Below are 16241 nucleotides of genomic sequence, written 5' to 3'. Positions count from 1 at the left end.
GAAAATAACCCGATTAGAAATAAAGAAATGAACTATTTTAAAACAAAACATTTACCATTTAGCCTGTTATTGCTGTTTTTGGCTTTGGCTACAAATGGTTTTTCGCAAGCGCGCAAAGTCACTAATTTTGATAATGGATGGCAATTTATAAAAGGGGAAGTCCCTGATGCAGAAAAACCTTCATTTGATGATGCCCAATGGAAAAAACTAAATGTGCCACATGACTGGAGCATTGAAGGAACTTATGATAAAACCTATCCATCGGCTCGTGGCGGAGGATATTTACCAACCGGAATTGGTTGGTACCGCAAAACATTTAAAATCGACAAGGCTGATGCCAAAAAAATATGCACTATCGAATTTGATGGCGTAATGGCAAATAGTGATGTTTGGATAAACGGCAAACATTTAGGCAAACGTCCTTATGGTTATATTAGTTTTGCTTATGACCTAACCCCTTATTTGAATTTTGACAAGGCTAACGTTATCGCAGTGAGAGTCGACAATTCGATTCAACCGGCTTCTCGTTATTATACAGGTGCCGGTATTTATCGCCACGTTCGTTTGGTTTCGGTAAACCCAACCCATTTCAAAAATTGGGGAACCTTTATTACCACTCCAATGGCTACAAACACTAGAGGAGTTGTGAATCTAAAGGTTGAAATTGACAACAAAGGAATTGCAGGCGATTACGAATTGCAAATCGAAATTGTGGACGCCAAAGGGAAAGTAGTAAAAACTGCCGAAAGCCTAAAAAACATTGCAGCGAACACGACCGGTTTATTTTCGCAAGACATCGAAATCACGAATCCAAAATTATGGAATCTTGACGAACCCAATTTATACACGGCAACCACCAAATTATATTCTGGAAAAAACCTTATCGATAATCAAACCATTCCATTTGGAATTAAAAAAGCAGAATTTATTGCCGAATCCGGTTTTTGGTTGAATGGTAAAAATCTCAAATTAAAAGGAGTTTGTTTGCATCACGATGGAGGAGCTGTTGGTGCGGCAGTACCTTTGGGCGTTTGGAAAGAGCGATTCAAAAAATTAAAAGAAGTGGGTGTAAATGCCATACGTACTTCGCACAATCCTGTGGCTCCAGAGTTTCTTGATTTGTGTGACCAAATGGGATTTGTAGTAATGGATGAAACATTTGACACCTGGAATTCTGCCAAGCATAATGGTGAAAAAGGCTATAATTTATATTTCACGGATTGGTGGGAACAAGACACGAGAGACATGATTTTGAGAGATAGAAACCATCCTTCGATTGTTATTTACAGTGTTGGAAATGAAATACATGACGACCTAAGTTATCCTGAAGGGTACAAAAAGTATAAAATGCAGGAAGACGTTGTAAAGGAATATGATAACACCAGACCTGTAACCATGGCTCTTTTTAGACCTGCAAATTCTAAAGTATATTTAAGTGGTTTTGCAGAACAAATGGATGTTGTAGGACAAAATTACCGTGAAAACGAACTAATCGTAGCCCATGAAGCAAACCCAAGCTGGAAAGTAATAGGTACCGAAAACACCCATGCCATTAGTCAGTGGCTTGCTTTACGCGATAAACCGTATATGGCAGGTCAATTTCTATGGACCGGTTATGACTATTTAGGCGAAGCCGATTGGCCGGAAACCACAAACAACCAAGGTTTATTTGACAGGGCAGGAAATTGGAAACAACAATCCTTGCAAAGAGACAGCTGGTGGTCTGATGAACCAGTGGTACACATCGTGAGAAAATCGGAGAATGCCGGAGCAGGAAATTGGACTGCCGATTGGACACCAAACGATTTTGATACCTACGACAATGCAAAAGTTCAGGTGTACAGCAATTGCGAGGAAGTAGAACTTTTCCTTAACGAAAAATCGTTGGGATCAGTAAAAAAACCTGCAGATGATTCCCCAAGAGAATGGAATGTCACTTTTGAAGAAGGCACCATAAAGGCCATTGGAAAAAATAATGGTAAAATTGCAGCTCAAGAAACATTTACATCTGCCGGGAAACCGTCAAAAATTATAATTACAAAAAGCAATCCAACGCTTGCCAACAATTGGGATGATGTCTCTTTTATCACGGCAACTATTGTGGATGAAAACGGAGTACCATGTGCAAATGCAGATAACCTAATAAAATTTACCATTACCAATTCAGGCAAAATTATTGGAGTTGATAACGGTAATATCATGAGTCATGAATCTTACCAATCTTCTGAAAGAAGCGCATACAAAGGGAAAGCCATTGCCATTATTAAAGCAACCCAAGATGTTGGTAAAATTGAGATAAAAGCAAAAGCAGTAGGACTTGAAGTAGGTTCAATAGCCATTGAAATAGTTCCTGTAAAAAGAAACTAATACCACACATTTAGAGTATTAAATAAAATAAATAAGAACATAATGAGAAATATTTTTAAATTGTTAATTTGCCTCATCGGATTTTCGCAAGTTACATTTTCGCAGGACTACAGTAAAGACACCTTTCCTGATGGAACAGTAATCCCAAATTGGTTTAAAGATTACACCAAAATTGAATTAAAAAATTTAGGCAAACAATACACGATTACGAATTATGGCGTAAAAATGGACAGCACAAAAGTTCAAACCGTGGCCATACAGAAAGTTATTGACAAAGCATCCAAAAAAGGGGGAGGCGTAATCATAATTCCTAAAGGCGTTTTCTTAAGTGGTGCTTTGTTTTTTAAACCCAAAACCCGATTGTATGTTTCCGAAGGAGCTACGTTGAAAGGTTCTGACGCTATTTCTGATTATCCAATCATGCCTTCTCGAATGGAAGGTCAAAATCTGGATTATTTTCCTGCTTTGGTCAATGCCTACGGAGTTGATGGTTTCTCTATTTCAGGCAAAGGAACCATAAACGGAAATGGTTCTAAGTATTGGGAAGCTTTTTGGGCAAGACGTAAAGAAAATCCAAAATGTACCAATCTTGAAGTTTCAAGACCACGATTAGTATTTGTTTGGAATTCGAATAATGTACAATTTCAAGATGTAAAATTGATTAATTCAGGTTTTTGGACCAATCATTTTTATAAATGTAATAATGTGAAAATATTAGATGTTTATATTTTTTCTCCACACATCGAAGCTAAAGCCCCAAGTACTGACGCCATTGATATTGACATTTGTTCTAATGTGCTTATAAAAGGCTGTTATATGTCTGTAAACGATGATGCGATTGCATTAAAAGGCGGAAAAGGGCCTTATGCCGATCAGGATCCAAACAATGGTCCAAATTCTAATATTATTATTGAAGATTGCCATTTTGGATTTTGTCATTCGGCATTAACTAACGGAAGCGAATCTATTCATAACAGAAACGTGATTATGCGGAATTGTAAAATTGATGGTGCTTCAAGATTGTTATGGCTTAAGATGAGACCGGATACGCCTCAAAAATATGAGTATATCAGAGTGGAGAATATAAAAGGAGAAGCAAAAACTTGTCTTGCTGTTTTTGCATGGAAGCAATTTTTTGATTTAAAAGGACGTCCAGATGTACCTTTATCTTATGGAGATAATATTACGCTAAAAAACATTGATCTTAAATGTGATACTTTTTTCGGAGTAGAAAATGACCCTAACGTTCGTTTATCCAATTTTACCTTCGAAAATTTGACTATTGAAGCCATCAAAACGGACATTGATAAAAGTTTGATAAAAGGTGTAACTTTTAAAAATGTATATGTAAACAAAGTTAAAGTTGACTAATTTTTAGAATACTGATCTTCCTGCAAGGTCTTTTTTTGACTTTGCAGGATTTTATTCCAGATAATTATATCGGCAAACCGGAAATTAAGGATTTTTCAACAGTGATATATCATCTGCATAACAAAAGGCTTTTGCAAATCCATCTGCCAGGAACCCAATGGCTATAGTGTTATTTTCAATCTTTACATTGTCAATTTTAATCGTTTTCCATATTGCATTTTCTTCGTTGACAGCATACTTCAGTGTTTTGCCGTTGCTTGTCGCATACATTTCAAGTTGGGCAAATTTGCCACTGTTCCTGATCTTAGCTGTTAGGGTATAATTCCCGTTTTCGAGCTTTACAAAAGGAGAAGAAGCTATTGTTTGGGATACTTCGCGCTTAAAATTTATTTTATCGGTTATGGCAAGACTTTTTTCACCGATGACAACTTTTCTGTCGCTTTCACTATTTTCATGGTTTAAATAGGGAGAACTGATCGTGTCAAAACTAATCGCATTTCCTTCAATGACTTTGGTATTCCAACCCGTTAATATTAGTTGTACGGGCTTAACCGGATTAGGGACGTTTCTGCGGTCAGCTTCAAAGCTGCCATTCTTTACATAATTATTGTCGGTGGCCACGTTCCATTCGCCCGTCTTGACATTCAAATTCCATGAACCAAGCGAATTAAAATAGGGGGTATGTCCATCAAATGAAAGTGGAAACCATTGGTTATATCCTAATCCATTGCCGGCAAAATTTGCCCAGCGGTCACCACAGTAAACTACGGTCTCCTGCTTGCTTCCTTTTACCGTAACGAAAAATCCGGTTTGGGTTACATGTGCGTAGTCATCGGAGGATCCATTTATCACCAACATGTCGTTAGTGGGCACATAAGGTCCCCTGATATTATCTGCCACAAGATAATAGGCTAAGGAAGAGTCCCAGCCATATATATTTGAGGCAAACAAATAATACTTGTTTTTATACTTAAGCATGCAGTTGCCTTCACGACTTGCGCCCCGAAAAACCTCCGTGCAGTCCAACAGGTTTACTTTACCATTTTTAATACCTATTTCCGAAACATATATTTTGTTTCTTCCCTGTCCGTAACTATAAATAAGGTAGGATTTACCAGTATCTTCATCGGTAAACACGGTTTGGTCGCCCGTGTTGGTTGTACCAATCATCTCCTTCATACTTATTTGCTGATGCCAGCTAAACTGCCCAGTAGGCGTGTCAGAAGTGGTAATCAGTACCTCACTGCCATGCTGAACAAACATGGCATATTTTTTTAATTCCGGAATATAGGCTACTCCTAATCGTCCTACCCAAGTTTTACGGTAATCATTCCGCTTCTTAAGTTCTTCTTTGGTCAGTACATCAGCCTCGAAAGTCCAGTTTACTAAATCGGTAGAGCTGTAACAGGTTACGGATATAAATGTATTCCCTTTCTGTGTTACTGAAGGGTCGTTGCGATAGGTGTCGGCTTCCTTATAGTAAACACCATACCAGTAATATTTATTTTCTCCTGTAATCGGATCGGCAAACTTGAATATACCACCTCCCTGACTGTTTATTGGAAGTCCGTTTTTGGTATACCAAAAAACATCATTTTTGATATTGAGTGCTTGTGCTTTTGCGGAATAAAAGTTACTTCCTCCTATTGTAAAAGCCAGCAAAAGCAGCGTAGTGATAGTGGAATGATTGGATCTCTTTCTTAAGCTTCTTTGTTTAAATACCATCATGAAATAATTAGTTAAAATAAGGTGTATAAATTTGTGAATCGTTTATCTAACTGTTTCGGGTAAAAGAGAATAAGGTATAGGATTGTTTTTATTCAAATTGATGTAAAAATAATCCAATGCAACTCCCTCATCAATCATGTAGATTTTTAAGGTGTTCATTCCTTTACTAGTTAATTTTAGGGCAACTGTTTTAGATGCTTTATTCGACAATACGTTTTGTTTCCACTCTTCACTTCTGCCAATAGTTGCAAATTCGATTATTTCAATTGGTCCTTGATTCCATTGTACACCAACACAAACACTATGCTTATTGGTTACAGGATGTGTAGGAAGTGCATAAAGTATTAATTCAGGATCCTGATAGGAATTTGCAATATGAATTTTATACTCCAAACAAGGTGCTTCTTCAGTCAAATTACTGATTTTTAAAGGCATTGAATTTAATGGTTCTGTTTGCATCACAGCTTTGCTATATCCTAAGCCGTCAACTTTCTCCCATTTGTACCGATTTCTGTTTTGAATTGAAGTATAATTTTGGGCATAAATAACGACTTTATCCTCCATTGCCACAAAGGATTTTTTAGCCACAGTAGCATTATTGGAATCAATTTCAAGGGTTGCCACTTTGGTTTTACCGCCATAATTGATGGTAAATTGGGCTTTTTTAGGTTTCTCTTTGTTCCATTTATTCCAATTAATACTGATTAGAATTCGCTCATTATTGCTTTCTTTGGCATTCAAAACACCATTCTTTTTATTGGCAATAACCCAATCAGGAAGATTTTGCAATTTCCACGATACAACAGCCTTTTTCTTTAGAAATACATCCACAAAATGGGAAGTATTCGAGTCTTGGGAATACATTGGCAATTTACTGTCGTTGGCACTTGAATTGGTTTCGTTTTCCACCAAAATACCTACTGAATCTACCACGTCTGCTTGCAAAGGAATTTCTATTGTCGGCATTTGAAAAACGGGCAATTTCCTTGGACTCATGTCCATCATGAAGTTCCATTTTCGGTTTGCAATTTGATTGTATTCTTGGGTAATTGATTTTATTTCGTTATACGCATTTTCAGATTTTAAGGTGTATCCCTTTGCATTCAGCCGCCCTTGTTTTCCATAAATATTCGCCTTGTCGGCATACAAAAACTTTTTGTTCATTAACGAAGAAGCTTTCACAGGATAATAAACCAACTGAAAATAAGCATCTTGAAGGTCTTTTAGCAACTTGTCTTTGAGTGAAGCAACCTGATTTTCTAAATGTTGATATTTGGTGATGCGCGTTTGATTTTCATCCCCAAAAAAGAAAGGATTATAAGCAATTTGCGAAACTTTTGTGGTAGGTTCGGTTTGGCTCCAACCCATAAATTCGGGTTTCCTTTCAAAAGCCAAATCATAATAAGACCATTTGATGTCAGCAATCGATTTTCCATGTTTTTTTCCAAAAATAGAGGAATAAAAATCAGCCATGTGTTTTTTGAGATTAGTTGCATCTTTAAAAGAAGGGGCATCGTAGCCCATATCCATAAAAAGTTGCATGTTGTATTCGGAAGGTTTGATGTCTCCAACATTCAAAATCCATATTTCTTTACAGTTCGCTCGATACGCCTTCATCATTTCTTCCCTTATCAATGCTGGGTGGGTTGTACTCAACCAAAGATAATCATGAGGTCTTCCCCAATAAGAAGCGTGATAATAAACGCCACCGCCTCCCGAACGTTTTTGTTCTTCGGCATTGCTCAATCTGCGGATATATCCATAATTGTCGTCAGTCCAGACTAAAGTTACGTCATCCGGAACATGCAAACCTTCATCATATAATTCCAACACTTCTTTGTAAACCGTGAAGGCTTGCGGGACTTTAGTCGCATCAGGATTGATGTGTTTTTGAATTAATTTTCTCTGATCGTCTAAAACTTGGGTCAAAAGTTCGGCTCCTTCTTTGTTATTCTTGACACCTTCCATTCCGCTATCGTGTATTCCTCGCATTCCCAAGGAATAAATGGCGTCCACATTCTTGCTTTCTTTGACTCTATCTTCCCAATATTTATGTACACTTTCCCGATTGGTAACATAATTAAAATGACCCATTTCTTTTTCTTTCCATTCGTCAACATTGTTGCGCAACATCGGTTCTGCGTGCGAAGACCCAACAACAATTTGGTACTCCTCGACTATTTTGGCATTTCCGGGAATTTTAAAAAAAGCCGTAGTTCCTTCGTGCATCGCTGGCCAAATCGTATTGGCTTTCAAGCGCAATAACAATTCAAATATTTTGGAATAGGTTTTGGGACCGATATTGCCCACTTCGGGTTCAAAAGTTTTGGAAGCCCAAGGTCGCAACCCCCAATCTTCATCGTTAAGGAATATTCCCCTGTATTTAACGGATGGCGATTTTGACTGAAATGAATTTTGTGTAAGCACCAATTCCTTTTGTTGGACAACGGGCACATCTGCCCACCAATACCAAGGTGAAACTCCAATTTTTTGGCTTAAATCAAAAACACCAAAAGCCGTTCCTCTTGGGTCAGTTCCGGCAATAACAAAAGCTTTAGCAATCTTTTTATTGGGTTTAAGAATCGTTTTGTAGAGATAACTTTCCCATTGCTTTTCAAAACCTTTCAAATCGTTATTTTTACCCAAAAAAGATTTTAGCAATTCCGATTGACAGTGTCCAATAACGATTACATTACCCGATGCAGTTGCAATATTTTTTGTAATCAATGGTTTAAAACCGGTAACTTTTAAAATGTCCTCCGATAAAGAATGCGCCAAGATAGAATCTAATGGTGTAGCACTATCATATAAAATTGTTGCTTTTTGATCTTTGGTAAACACCTCAAATTTTAATGCCGTATTATTTTGAGCCGCACTTTTTTGTAGCAACAATAAAATAAATAAAAAGGACACGATGGTATTTTTCATATATGACTAAAAAAAACGGAGTTAAAATGCTGTTACTAATTATTTTCGATAATTATACCTTGATTTAACGCACACCATCAAATTCAAAACAACCTAAATCAGGAGCTTTCCCCTTAAATGGAAATCCAATATTGGTTCCGGCATCGATGAGGTCACTGGATACATTTAATCTAAAGAAACTATTTTTAGGAAGGCTTCCATCGGCTTGCCTTGGAGCTGTTAAAAGCGTTTCATCCAAGCTTAAAAAATCGTATTTGTTAATCGTTAGATTTAGGTCGAAATAATTAGTGATACAAGTACAAGTGGACTTGTCGATGTCCGTCAATTCACTAGTTGTAGCTTCGTAGCCCAAGTTGTTGCTCAATACGTGATTCCAACCGGGAGAATCTGTAAGATAATCAATTGTATTTACTGCTTTTCTGTTCAGCATATTGTAGTTTCTCTTGTTGCGATAGGCCGAATTATTATACCAATTACTTCCGTTTAAATGATGATTGGAATAAAAGCCGCTTTGCTTGTTGCCAACCGCCAGGCAAAACTGAATGGTATTTCTCGGAATGGGATTGGGTAGTTTGTCAACCGCAGTTTTACCATACCCACCAGCCTTAAAGCCATTGCCGTCGCCGCGACTTACAAAATCAGACGTAAAGCCATTGTAAAAAGCCCAACAATTGTCTATTAAAACAGCTTCTGCATTATTGATTAAATCGAATCCGTCATCACTATTAAACCAAGCGCGACACCCTCTGAATATGTTGTATTTATTGCCAATAGCAGCGTGACATCCAAAACCATCCGTATTTCCTCCTTTACCACCTTCGGATACCGAATCCCAATTTCGATAGGAATCACAATTTAATATCAAGTTATTGGAACCTTTTGAAATGTAAACGCCAATAGCCATATTGTCGTACAGTTGCAGTTGTTCCAGCGTATTGTTGTTGCCTTGAACTTCAAAACATTCGGATTGGGTATGGGTTTTTATGGTAACTTGAACACCCGTTACTTCAATGCCTTTGATGCGAATATTGTTTCCACTGACATTAAATGCTATTATGCGATAATTGGTAGGTTTGATGTTTTTGTAATCAAACACAGGGATTTCGTTGGGAAATGCCAAATAGCTAATGCCGCTTTTATCCAGTGTGGTTACATAAGCCCAAATACTATAATATTGTGCTATTTGTTCTTCTCTCATCGCATAAATACCGCCTCTGATATGAACGATATCTCCGGAATTGGCTAATTCTTGTGCTCTTTTTATAGTTTCGACAGGCTTGTCAATACTTCCAATATTGGAATCTTTTCCATTGGGTGCGACATAAAATTCCGCTGCAAAAGAAAAAAAGCTGCTTAAAAAGAGTGTAAAGATTAAAACTGTATGCTTCATAAGGTAAAAATTTTTGAATTGCCTCCTACAAAAGTTCAATGTCATTAAAGTAAACATTTGTCAATTCGAGTGTTTTATTAAAAATGCGATAGCTTTTTTAATAAAATGTATCGAGAATACTACTTCTTATACGCTTCTCGATACAATCCCGCCCAAAAACGGGACCACTCGAAGTGACGGTAAAAAGGCTTAATTTTATTCCTCCAGCTAAATCTGGAGACAATTCAAATTTTAAAAACAAATTGGATGGATAGATTATAAATGAGTTTAAAATAGGAATAACACTATTATTTCGCAGGAATCTCGATATGGTCTTTGAGTTTGCATTCCTTTATTTTTTTTAGACTTTCCGCTACAGAAAGGGCATTAAGGTTTGCTCCTTCAAAACCAGTGTGTGTATGGTCTTTTGGAAAAAAAGGTTTTACTTTTTCTTTGCCTAAGGCTTCGTATTTCAGTGCTACAATTTCGTTTAAATCGATGTAAAAAGCACCCGCATTTGTTGCCGCTTCTTTAGACCATTTTCCATAAGAATCGCTTCTGCGTTCTACTTTGCCATTTGGCCATTCGTTTCTTGGGGTTTGGCTCAAAACAATTGGAATCGCACCTTTTTCTTTGGCTTCTTTAATAAACATTTCCATATACCAGCCAAAAGTATGCACCTTTTCGGTTAAACTGTCCCGAACCACTTCTTGGGTTTCATTGCCGTTTCCTTTGAGTGAACCCCTGAATTTTTCTTTGTCAACCGCTCCGGCATCGTTATGACCAAATTGAATCATTATAAAATCTCCCGGTTTCAATTGATTTTTTACCACATCCCACAATCCTTCTTTGGTAAATGTGCGAGTGCTTCTTCCTCCACGGGCTTTATTGATTACTTCGATTCTTGTGGTATCGCAATAGGCAGGGAAGGCAACACCCCAGCCCACGGCATTAGGATTGTTACCATTATTCGCCATTGTCGAATCGCCAATCAAATAGACTTTTTTCTTGGCTGGAAGTACGATTTTCGGATTTGCCAAAATATAATTTTTCAAGGAATTGTCACTTTTTTTCAATTCATTGATAATTACCGAAGCCGAAAGTACCGCTCCTTTTGCCGATGTATGCGTGTGGTCTTTTTTGTAGAAATACGTTCCGGTTACTTTTGCTTCGCCCAATTTTTCCATTTCGATGGCCAAATTATCGTTCAATTCGATAAAAGTCACTTTTTCTTTTTCGGCAATTTGTCTCGCCCATAATCCATAGGATTTATCATTTCGAGGCACTTTGCCTTCCTTCCAATCGTTTCTCGGAATCGAAGAACACACAATAGGAATGGCTCCTTTTGATTTGGCTTCACGCACCATTTTCTGGATATACCAACCATAGCTGTGTACCACTTCGTGTTTCTTGGTCAGCATATTGTCTATTTCCTGTGTTTCCTTTCCAATCCCTTTGATGGTACCTCTTGCTCGAAGACTGTCATTCAGGGGGCCATTGTCATTATGACCAAATTGGATCATCACATAATCGCCTTTTTTGAGTTTTTTATACACGGCTTCCCACAAGCCTCTGTCTTGAAAAGTTCGGCTACTGGTTCCGCCCAAAGCGTGGTTTTCGAGCCTAACCTTAGTCGTATCTAGAAACTGGCCTATGTAATCTCCCCAGCCCCAAAGTCCGCTAGAGCCATCGCCTCTGCCATTTTTTACGGTTGAATCGCCTACGGTATAAATAGTGGGTTTGTCTTGTTTTTTGGGCGTAAAATTAAAAAACAAGAATGCTAAACAAAGAATTGAAAGTATTTTAATTGACTTCATAATTTATTAAAATCTAAATTTATTTATCTGTTGAAACTCTAAAATCGAACCACAAATTCATTGAAATTCCATCATCACCGCTTTTGATACGGATATTGGTTGGCTGACTTTCTGGTCCTTGGTGTTCCAAAGGTTTGAAATCACGCATCGCTGGAATTTCATACATAAAGGAGATGTCACCCTCTGGAAATGCGGGCTGAGGGTTACTTCCCGGGAAACCATTTTTAGGTAAATCAGGGGTGAATACTCGTAAAAACAAATTTTCGGATTCGCTAAACACTTTAAATGATGACGCTCCAGCTTTTAGATTGGCACCTATAACATTGGCGTGATAGCCTTTAAATTCTGGATAAACCAAATTTTCAAAACTTTCTCCCGTTATGGTAGTGTTATAGTCTTTTTCCCAAACGCCATAAGTTGTTCCCTTGATTCTGTTTTTCCAAACATGATAAGGGCCTCTTCCAAACCATTTCATTCCCGTAACTCCTTTTTCAGGGAAGCTGAAGGTTATTCCGAACGCACTAATTTTATCTTCAAAAAAAGCTCCGTCAAAACCATCTCCACCAGTGGTGTTTTTTAGGGCAATCAATTCCATTTTAAATCTGCCGTCGGCTTCCATTATCCATTTTATGGAAGACAAACCACCATCATAGGATACTTTACAAATGGCTTTGTCGCCTTCTTGCGAAACTTGTACGTCTTTTACTTTGGCTTTCATTCCAATAGGTCGCGGACCATTTGTCAACGGAATTACTGAAGTGGCGTTTTGGACAGAAAGAATTTCGCCAGTTGTTTTATCCAAAGTTACGCTGATATCGCTTCCTTTTAAAGTAATCTCATTGCCATTTTGAACAGCAGCGGCTTTTGTCTTGGTCTTTTTGGCAACTAAAAACTTGTTGGCATAAAATTTGGCTTTGTGAATAGGCCAAGTCCAAGTATAAATTTCTTTTCCGTGGATGTCATTCGCCGTTATGGACAAAACATCTCCTTCGAAAAAGTTGGCAGGAACGGCAAATTTAATTTTGCGAGTTTCTCCGGGTTCGATGCTTGGAATCTCCAGTTGCCCGGAGCTTATTGTTGTTGGAACCCCATCGGTATAAAGAATATTGGCATCCGATTTCAGTACTTTATATTCCATTTTGCAGGAAGTCAGATTACTGAAAAGATAGTCATTGGTAACCAAAAAAGAACCGTCAAAACTTTCAGCAATTTGTTTTGGCGCAAATTGAATGGGTGCCCAAACTTCTTTCACCGTATAATAACTGCCTTCTTTTTCGCGGTGTGGTCCCAAAATTCCGTCGGCTGCGAGCGAACCTTTGGAATCAAATTTTGTGTCTCCTTTCCAATCCGAACGGAATACGGCTTCGTCCAGCATTGCCCACATAAATCCTCCTGCAAACAAAGGGCTTTGTTTGTAGCGCGTCCAGAAATCTTCCAAGGCTGCTCCGTGTCCGTTGTCGTAAGTTCCGTGCATAAATTCGGTTGGAAAAAATACATTTTCGCCATTATTAAAACGGTGCATCCCCGTCAAATAAGTAGGGTAGTGATGCGTATCCCAGCCATTAAAATCAGCCCAAGGATGAATAACAATTCTTTTTTGAGGATCGTTGTCTTCAAAAACTTTGTCCACATTGTAATTCCAACCGCCTTCGTTACCATTGTCCCAAATAATTACGGAAGAGTGATTTACGTCGCGAGTCACCATTTCGGTAACTAATTTTGTGCCTAATTTGGTGTCGTATGAATTTTGCCAACCGGCTAATTCATTCAAAACAAAAATTCCCAAGGAATCGCAAACTTCCAAGAAATGTTCGTCTGGCGGATAGTGACCACGTACTGCATTCATGTTCATGTCTTTGATTAATTTACCGTCTAATTCACTGATTCTCTTGCTGGTGCTTCGTCCGCCTTCCGGCCAAAAGGAGTGACGGTTGATTCCCTTCATTATGATTTTGGTGCCGTTTACGTAAATTCCGTCTTTCTTTTTGAACTCCAATGTTCGGAAACCAATTCTTTTTTCCACTTTATGTATGGCGGTTCCGTTTTGTTTCAAAACCAATTCCAAATCATACAAATTTGGGGTTTCCGTATTCCAGGGTTTTACTTTTTCCCATTGGGCAGCAATAGTTTCTTTGGTACTTTTGGCTTTAATTGGAAAAGTAAAAGAAGGAAAATTTTCTCCATCCAAACCTTTTAATGTAGCTTCTACAATGGTGTTTTTAGGGATGTTTTTAAGGTTCATGTCAATAGTGATAGAACCGTCCATTTTGGGGTTTACTGCAATGTGCTGAATCTGGGTTTTAGGAGAAACCTCCAACCAAACCGGACGGTAAATTCCGCCAAACAACCACCAATCGGTTTTGCGTTCGGCAGCATTTACAGTGTTGTTGCTCGAATGTTTCCAAACGTGAACTTCCAGAATATTTTTGGAGCCAAAGTTTAAAAGTGACGTAATATCATACTTAAATTCATAAAAACCTCCTTGATGAATTTCTCCGGCCAACTTTCCGTTTATTTTTACTTCGATATCGGTCATCGCACCTCCAAAAGCAATTAGGATATCTTTGCCTTTATAATTGGCAGGAATTTCGAATTCATATTTGTACAAACCTTCTTCCTTACTTGGTTCTTTTTGGTTCAATTCTTTGTACCATCGGCCATAAGTATATTCGCCAAAACCTTCCAATTCCCATTGAGAAGGAACATTTATTTTAGACCAAGTTTTACTGTTATTGCCACCGGTACAATAAAAATCCCATTGCACGGGATGTTCAAAGTCTTTTCCGGAAAGATATACTTTATCGGTTTGTTGTGCAAAACCGTTTAGCACAGAAAAAATAGTCAACGCAGCAATAACAAAAGAGTGAAATGTGTTTTTATGTAACATAATTAGTGTTTTCAAGAGATATTTAATTACCGTCTGGTTTTGCAATTTCAAAGCGGGCACTCATCGGAAGAGTCCAAGCTGAAATGTAATTCGGTTTTTTTGGATCGTAAGCTAGAGTTTCCTTAGTAATGTTCTTTTTTAAAGGAAGTTCCAATTCTCGAATTCCTTTTATCACGCAAAGGGCAATTTCGTTGGCTCCAAAACTATTGAAATGGGTGTTGTCTTCCAATGCTTTTTCCTGTCCCGGGAAAGTATTGGCGGGATATTGAACAAAGGCTTTTCTGGACATTTCATCGCCCCATTTCTCGTATAATACGGTAGTCATTTCGGTAATGTCGATAAGGGGAACATTCATTTTTTTGGCTACCGCTCGCATCGCATCAGGGAAATCGCCGTGGGTAGCTTTCAACGTTCCGTCGGAATTAAAAGCTCGGCGTTGTGTTGGCGTAACCAAAACTGGAATGGCTCCTTTGCCTCGTGCCGTTTCAACGTATTCCGATAAATATTTGGAGTAGGATTCCCAAGCCGTATTTTCAGGGCCTTTTAATTTTTCGTCATTATGTGCAAATTCAATGAACAAATAATCACCCGGTTTTAGCAACGAATTTATTTTTTTCAAACGATTGCTTCCTTTAAAAGAGCTCAAAGCCGAACCTGAAACAGCATAATTGCCAACCACAACTTTATTATTAAAATAGTTGGTTATAAATTGACCCCAAGACGCCCAAGGTTCCACATCTTGGTCTGTAACGGTAGAATCTCCGGCTAAATAAATCACGGGAATGGTCGTTACTGGCGTTATTTTAATGCTTTGAATATTGGCAACGCCCAAAAATTCAAGAGTTAGCTTATTATCCCAATTGAATGTATCTTTTTCCCTGTCTTTGAGACTTATATTGGTGGTAGCATCAATTTTTGGATTTCTAATATTGACATTGAAAGTCTGGGTTACTTGGCCTCCTTTTTTTACGGAAAATTGGTCTAGCATCAGCCTTCTGGATTCCGCTTTTATGGTAATATTTGAGGATTTTTCATTGCTTCCCATGGTTACTTCAATGCTGTAATTTCCTTCGGGAACGGCTACTGAAAAGTAGGTTGGTTTTTCAGTGCAAAAGCCTTTAGGAGCAATTTTTACATTCGAAGAAGAGCCAAAATCAAAACCATATCCCGTACTTGGAGTATAAAGTAAAACGGTTTTGATTAGGGTTCCTTTAGCAGGTTTTACGGCGGTGCCAAAATAAAAAAGTTGAGACTTGGTTGTTTTTTTAGCAGTATCCTGATTATTTACTACAAGCAGCGTTTTTTTTATAAAAACTTTAGAATGCATGGCAAAAAAAGTAGTAGGCAAACAAAAACAGAAAGCGACCAATAATAATAGTTTAATTTTTGACAATTTTAGGAAGTTTTAATTTATTAGATTTTCAAAACTAACCGTTTCTTTTTGATATACTGTCCTGTACTATATGGTTGCAAATAATTTTAAAAAAACGGCTTAGTCTCAATGAATTGAAATTATTTTGATTTGGGCGTGCCTCTACGTAAAAACTTTGGGTCGTGCTGTACATTCCCGCTTTTTTTCTTTATCAATAGCCAAGGGTTTAAACTTTTGGCTATTGATAAAGAAAAAAGAGCTCCACTACCATCACTCACGCGCAGCAATAATCGAACCTAACATTTATATAGCAAATAAAAATAGTAATTTCCGGTTTTAAAACAATCAGGTAGGTACAGGATGCTATTGCCACATAAAATACTAATATTAGCCATCCTAAAT

At 37.8% G+C, this 16241-nt stretch carries 8 protein-coding genes; 2 read left to right on the top strand and 6 right to left on the bottom strand.

Going from position 1 to position 16241, the window contains the following annotated elements; all coding sequences use genetic code 11:
* Window positions 1–27 precede the first annotated feature (27 nt).
* Together ACNQGJ_RS14995 and ACNQGJ_RS14990 are read left to right on the top strand one after the other, a co-directional pair.
* Window positions 28–2367: a glycoside hydrolase family 2 TIM barrel-domain containing protein gene (locus tag ACNQGJ_RS14995; RefSeq protein ID WP_417974453.1), complete on the top strand. Its 2340-nt coding sequence runs from the start codon at window positions 28–30 to the stop codon at window positions 2365–2367.
* A 42-nt stretch (window positions 2368–2409) separates the two neighbouring features.
* Window positions 2410–3738 (top strand): rhamnogalacturonidase, encoded by a 1329-nt coding sequence (locus ACNQGJ_RS14990; RefSeq protein WP_417974456.1) that lies wholly within the window; start codon window positions 2410–2412, stop codon window positions 3736–3738.
* 84 nt (window positions 3739–3822) lie between these two features.
* Here ACNQGJ_RS14990 and ACNQGJ_RS14985 read toward each other — a convergent pair whose 3' ends face one another.
* The 6 genes from ACNQGJ_RS14985 to ACNQGJ_RS14960 all read right to left on the bottom strand — a co-directional run bounded on the left by ACNQGJ_RS14985 (window position 3823) and on the right by ACNQGJ_RS14960 (window position 15860).
* A complete protein-coding gene (locus ACNQGJ_RS14985) occupies window positions 3823–5466 on the bottom strand; it encodes a family 43 glycosylhydrolase (protein ID WP_417974459.1) in 1644 nt (547 codons plus the stop codon).
* Between the two features lie 42 nt (window positions 5467–5508).
* A complete protein-coding gene (locus tag ACNQGJ_RS14980; protein ID WP_417974461.1) occupies window positions 5509–8394 on the bottom strand; it encodes a glycosyl hydrolase 115 family protein in 2886 nt (961 codons plus the stop codon).
* 64 nt (window positions 8395–8458) lie between these two features.
* Window positions 8459–9784, bottom strand: coding sequence for a right-handed parallel beta-helix repeat-containing protein (locus tag ACNQGJ_RS14975; RefSeq protein ID WP_417974463.1), 1326 nt, complete (start codon window positions 9782–9784; stop codon window positions 8459–8461).
* A 287-nt stretch (window positions 9785–10071) separates the two neighbouring features.
* Window positions 10072–11580: a rhamnogalacturonan acetylesterase gene (locus ACNQGJ_RS14970; protein WP_417974465.1), complete on the bottom strand. Its 1509-nt coding sequence runs from the start codon at window positions 11578–11580 to the stop codon at window positions 10072–10074.
* 19 nt (window positions 11581–11599) lie between these two features.
* Window positions 11600–14467 (bottom strand): glycoside hydrolase family 2 protein, encoded by a 2868-nt coding sequence (locus ACNQGJ_RS14965; protein WP_417974467.1) that lies wholly within the window; start codon window positions 14465–14467, stop codon window positions 11600–11602.
* Between the two features lie 22 nt (window positions 14468–14489).
* Window positions 14490–15860: a rhamnogalacturonan acetylesterase gene (locus tag ACNQGJ_RS14960; protein WP_417974469.1), complete on the bottom strand. Its 1371-nt coding sequence runs from the start codon at window positions 15858–15860 to the stop codon at window positions 14490–14492.
* Window positions 15861–16241: the final 381 nt, after the last annotated feature.

Source organism: Flavobacterium cryophilum, from assembly GCF_048286555.1.
In the GTDB taxonomy this organism is placed as follows: Bacteria; Bacteroidota; Bacteroidia; order Flavobacteriales; family Flavobacteriaceae; genus Flavobacterium.
The sequence above is the reverse complement of the archived record's forward strand: the minus strand, read 5'-3'. Positions and strand labels throughout refer to the sequence as shown.

Bases quoted from the DNA above. Each gene is read 5' to 3' on its own strand.
- ACNQGJ_RS14985 (WP_417974459.1), bottom strand. From the start codon at position 5,466: ATGATGGTATTTAAACAAAGAAGCTTAAGAAAGAGATCCAATCATTCC.
- ACNQGJ_RS14970 (WP_417974465.1), bottom strand. From the start codon at position 11,580: ATGAAGTCAATTAAAATACTTTCAATTCTTTGTTTAGCATTCTTGTTT.
- ACNQGJ_RS14995 (WP_417974453.1), top strand. From the start codon at position 28: ATGAACTATTTTAAAACAAAACATTTACCATTTAGCCTGTTATTGCTG.
- ACNQGJ_RS14990 (WP_417974456.1), top strand. From the start codon at position 2,410: ATGAGAAATATTTTTAAATTGTTAATTTGCCTCATCGGATTTTCGCAA.
- ACNQGJ_RS14965 (WP_417974467.1), bottom strand. From the start codon at position 14,467: ATGTTACATAAAAACACATTTCACTCTTTTGTTATTGCTGCGTTGACT.
- ACNQGJ_RS14980 (WP_417974461.1), bottom strand. From the start codon at position 8,394: ATGAAAAATACCATCGTGTCCTTTTTATTTATTTTATTGTTGCTACAA.
- ACNQGJ_RS14975 (WP_417974463.1), bottom strand. From the start codon at position 9,784: ATGAAGCATACAGTTTTAATCTTTACACTCTTTTTAAGCAGCTTTTTT.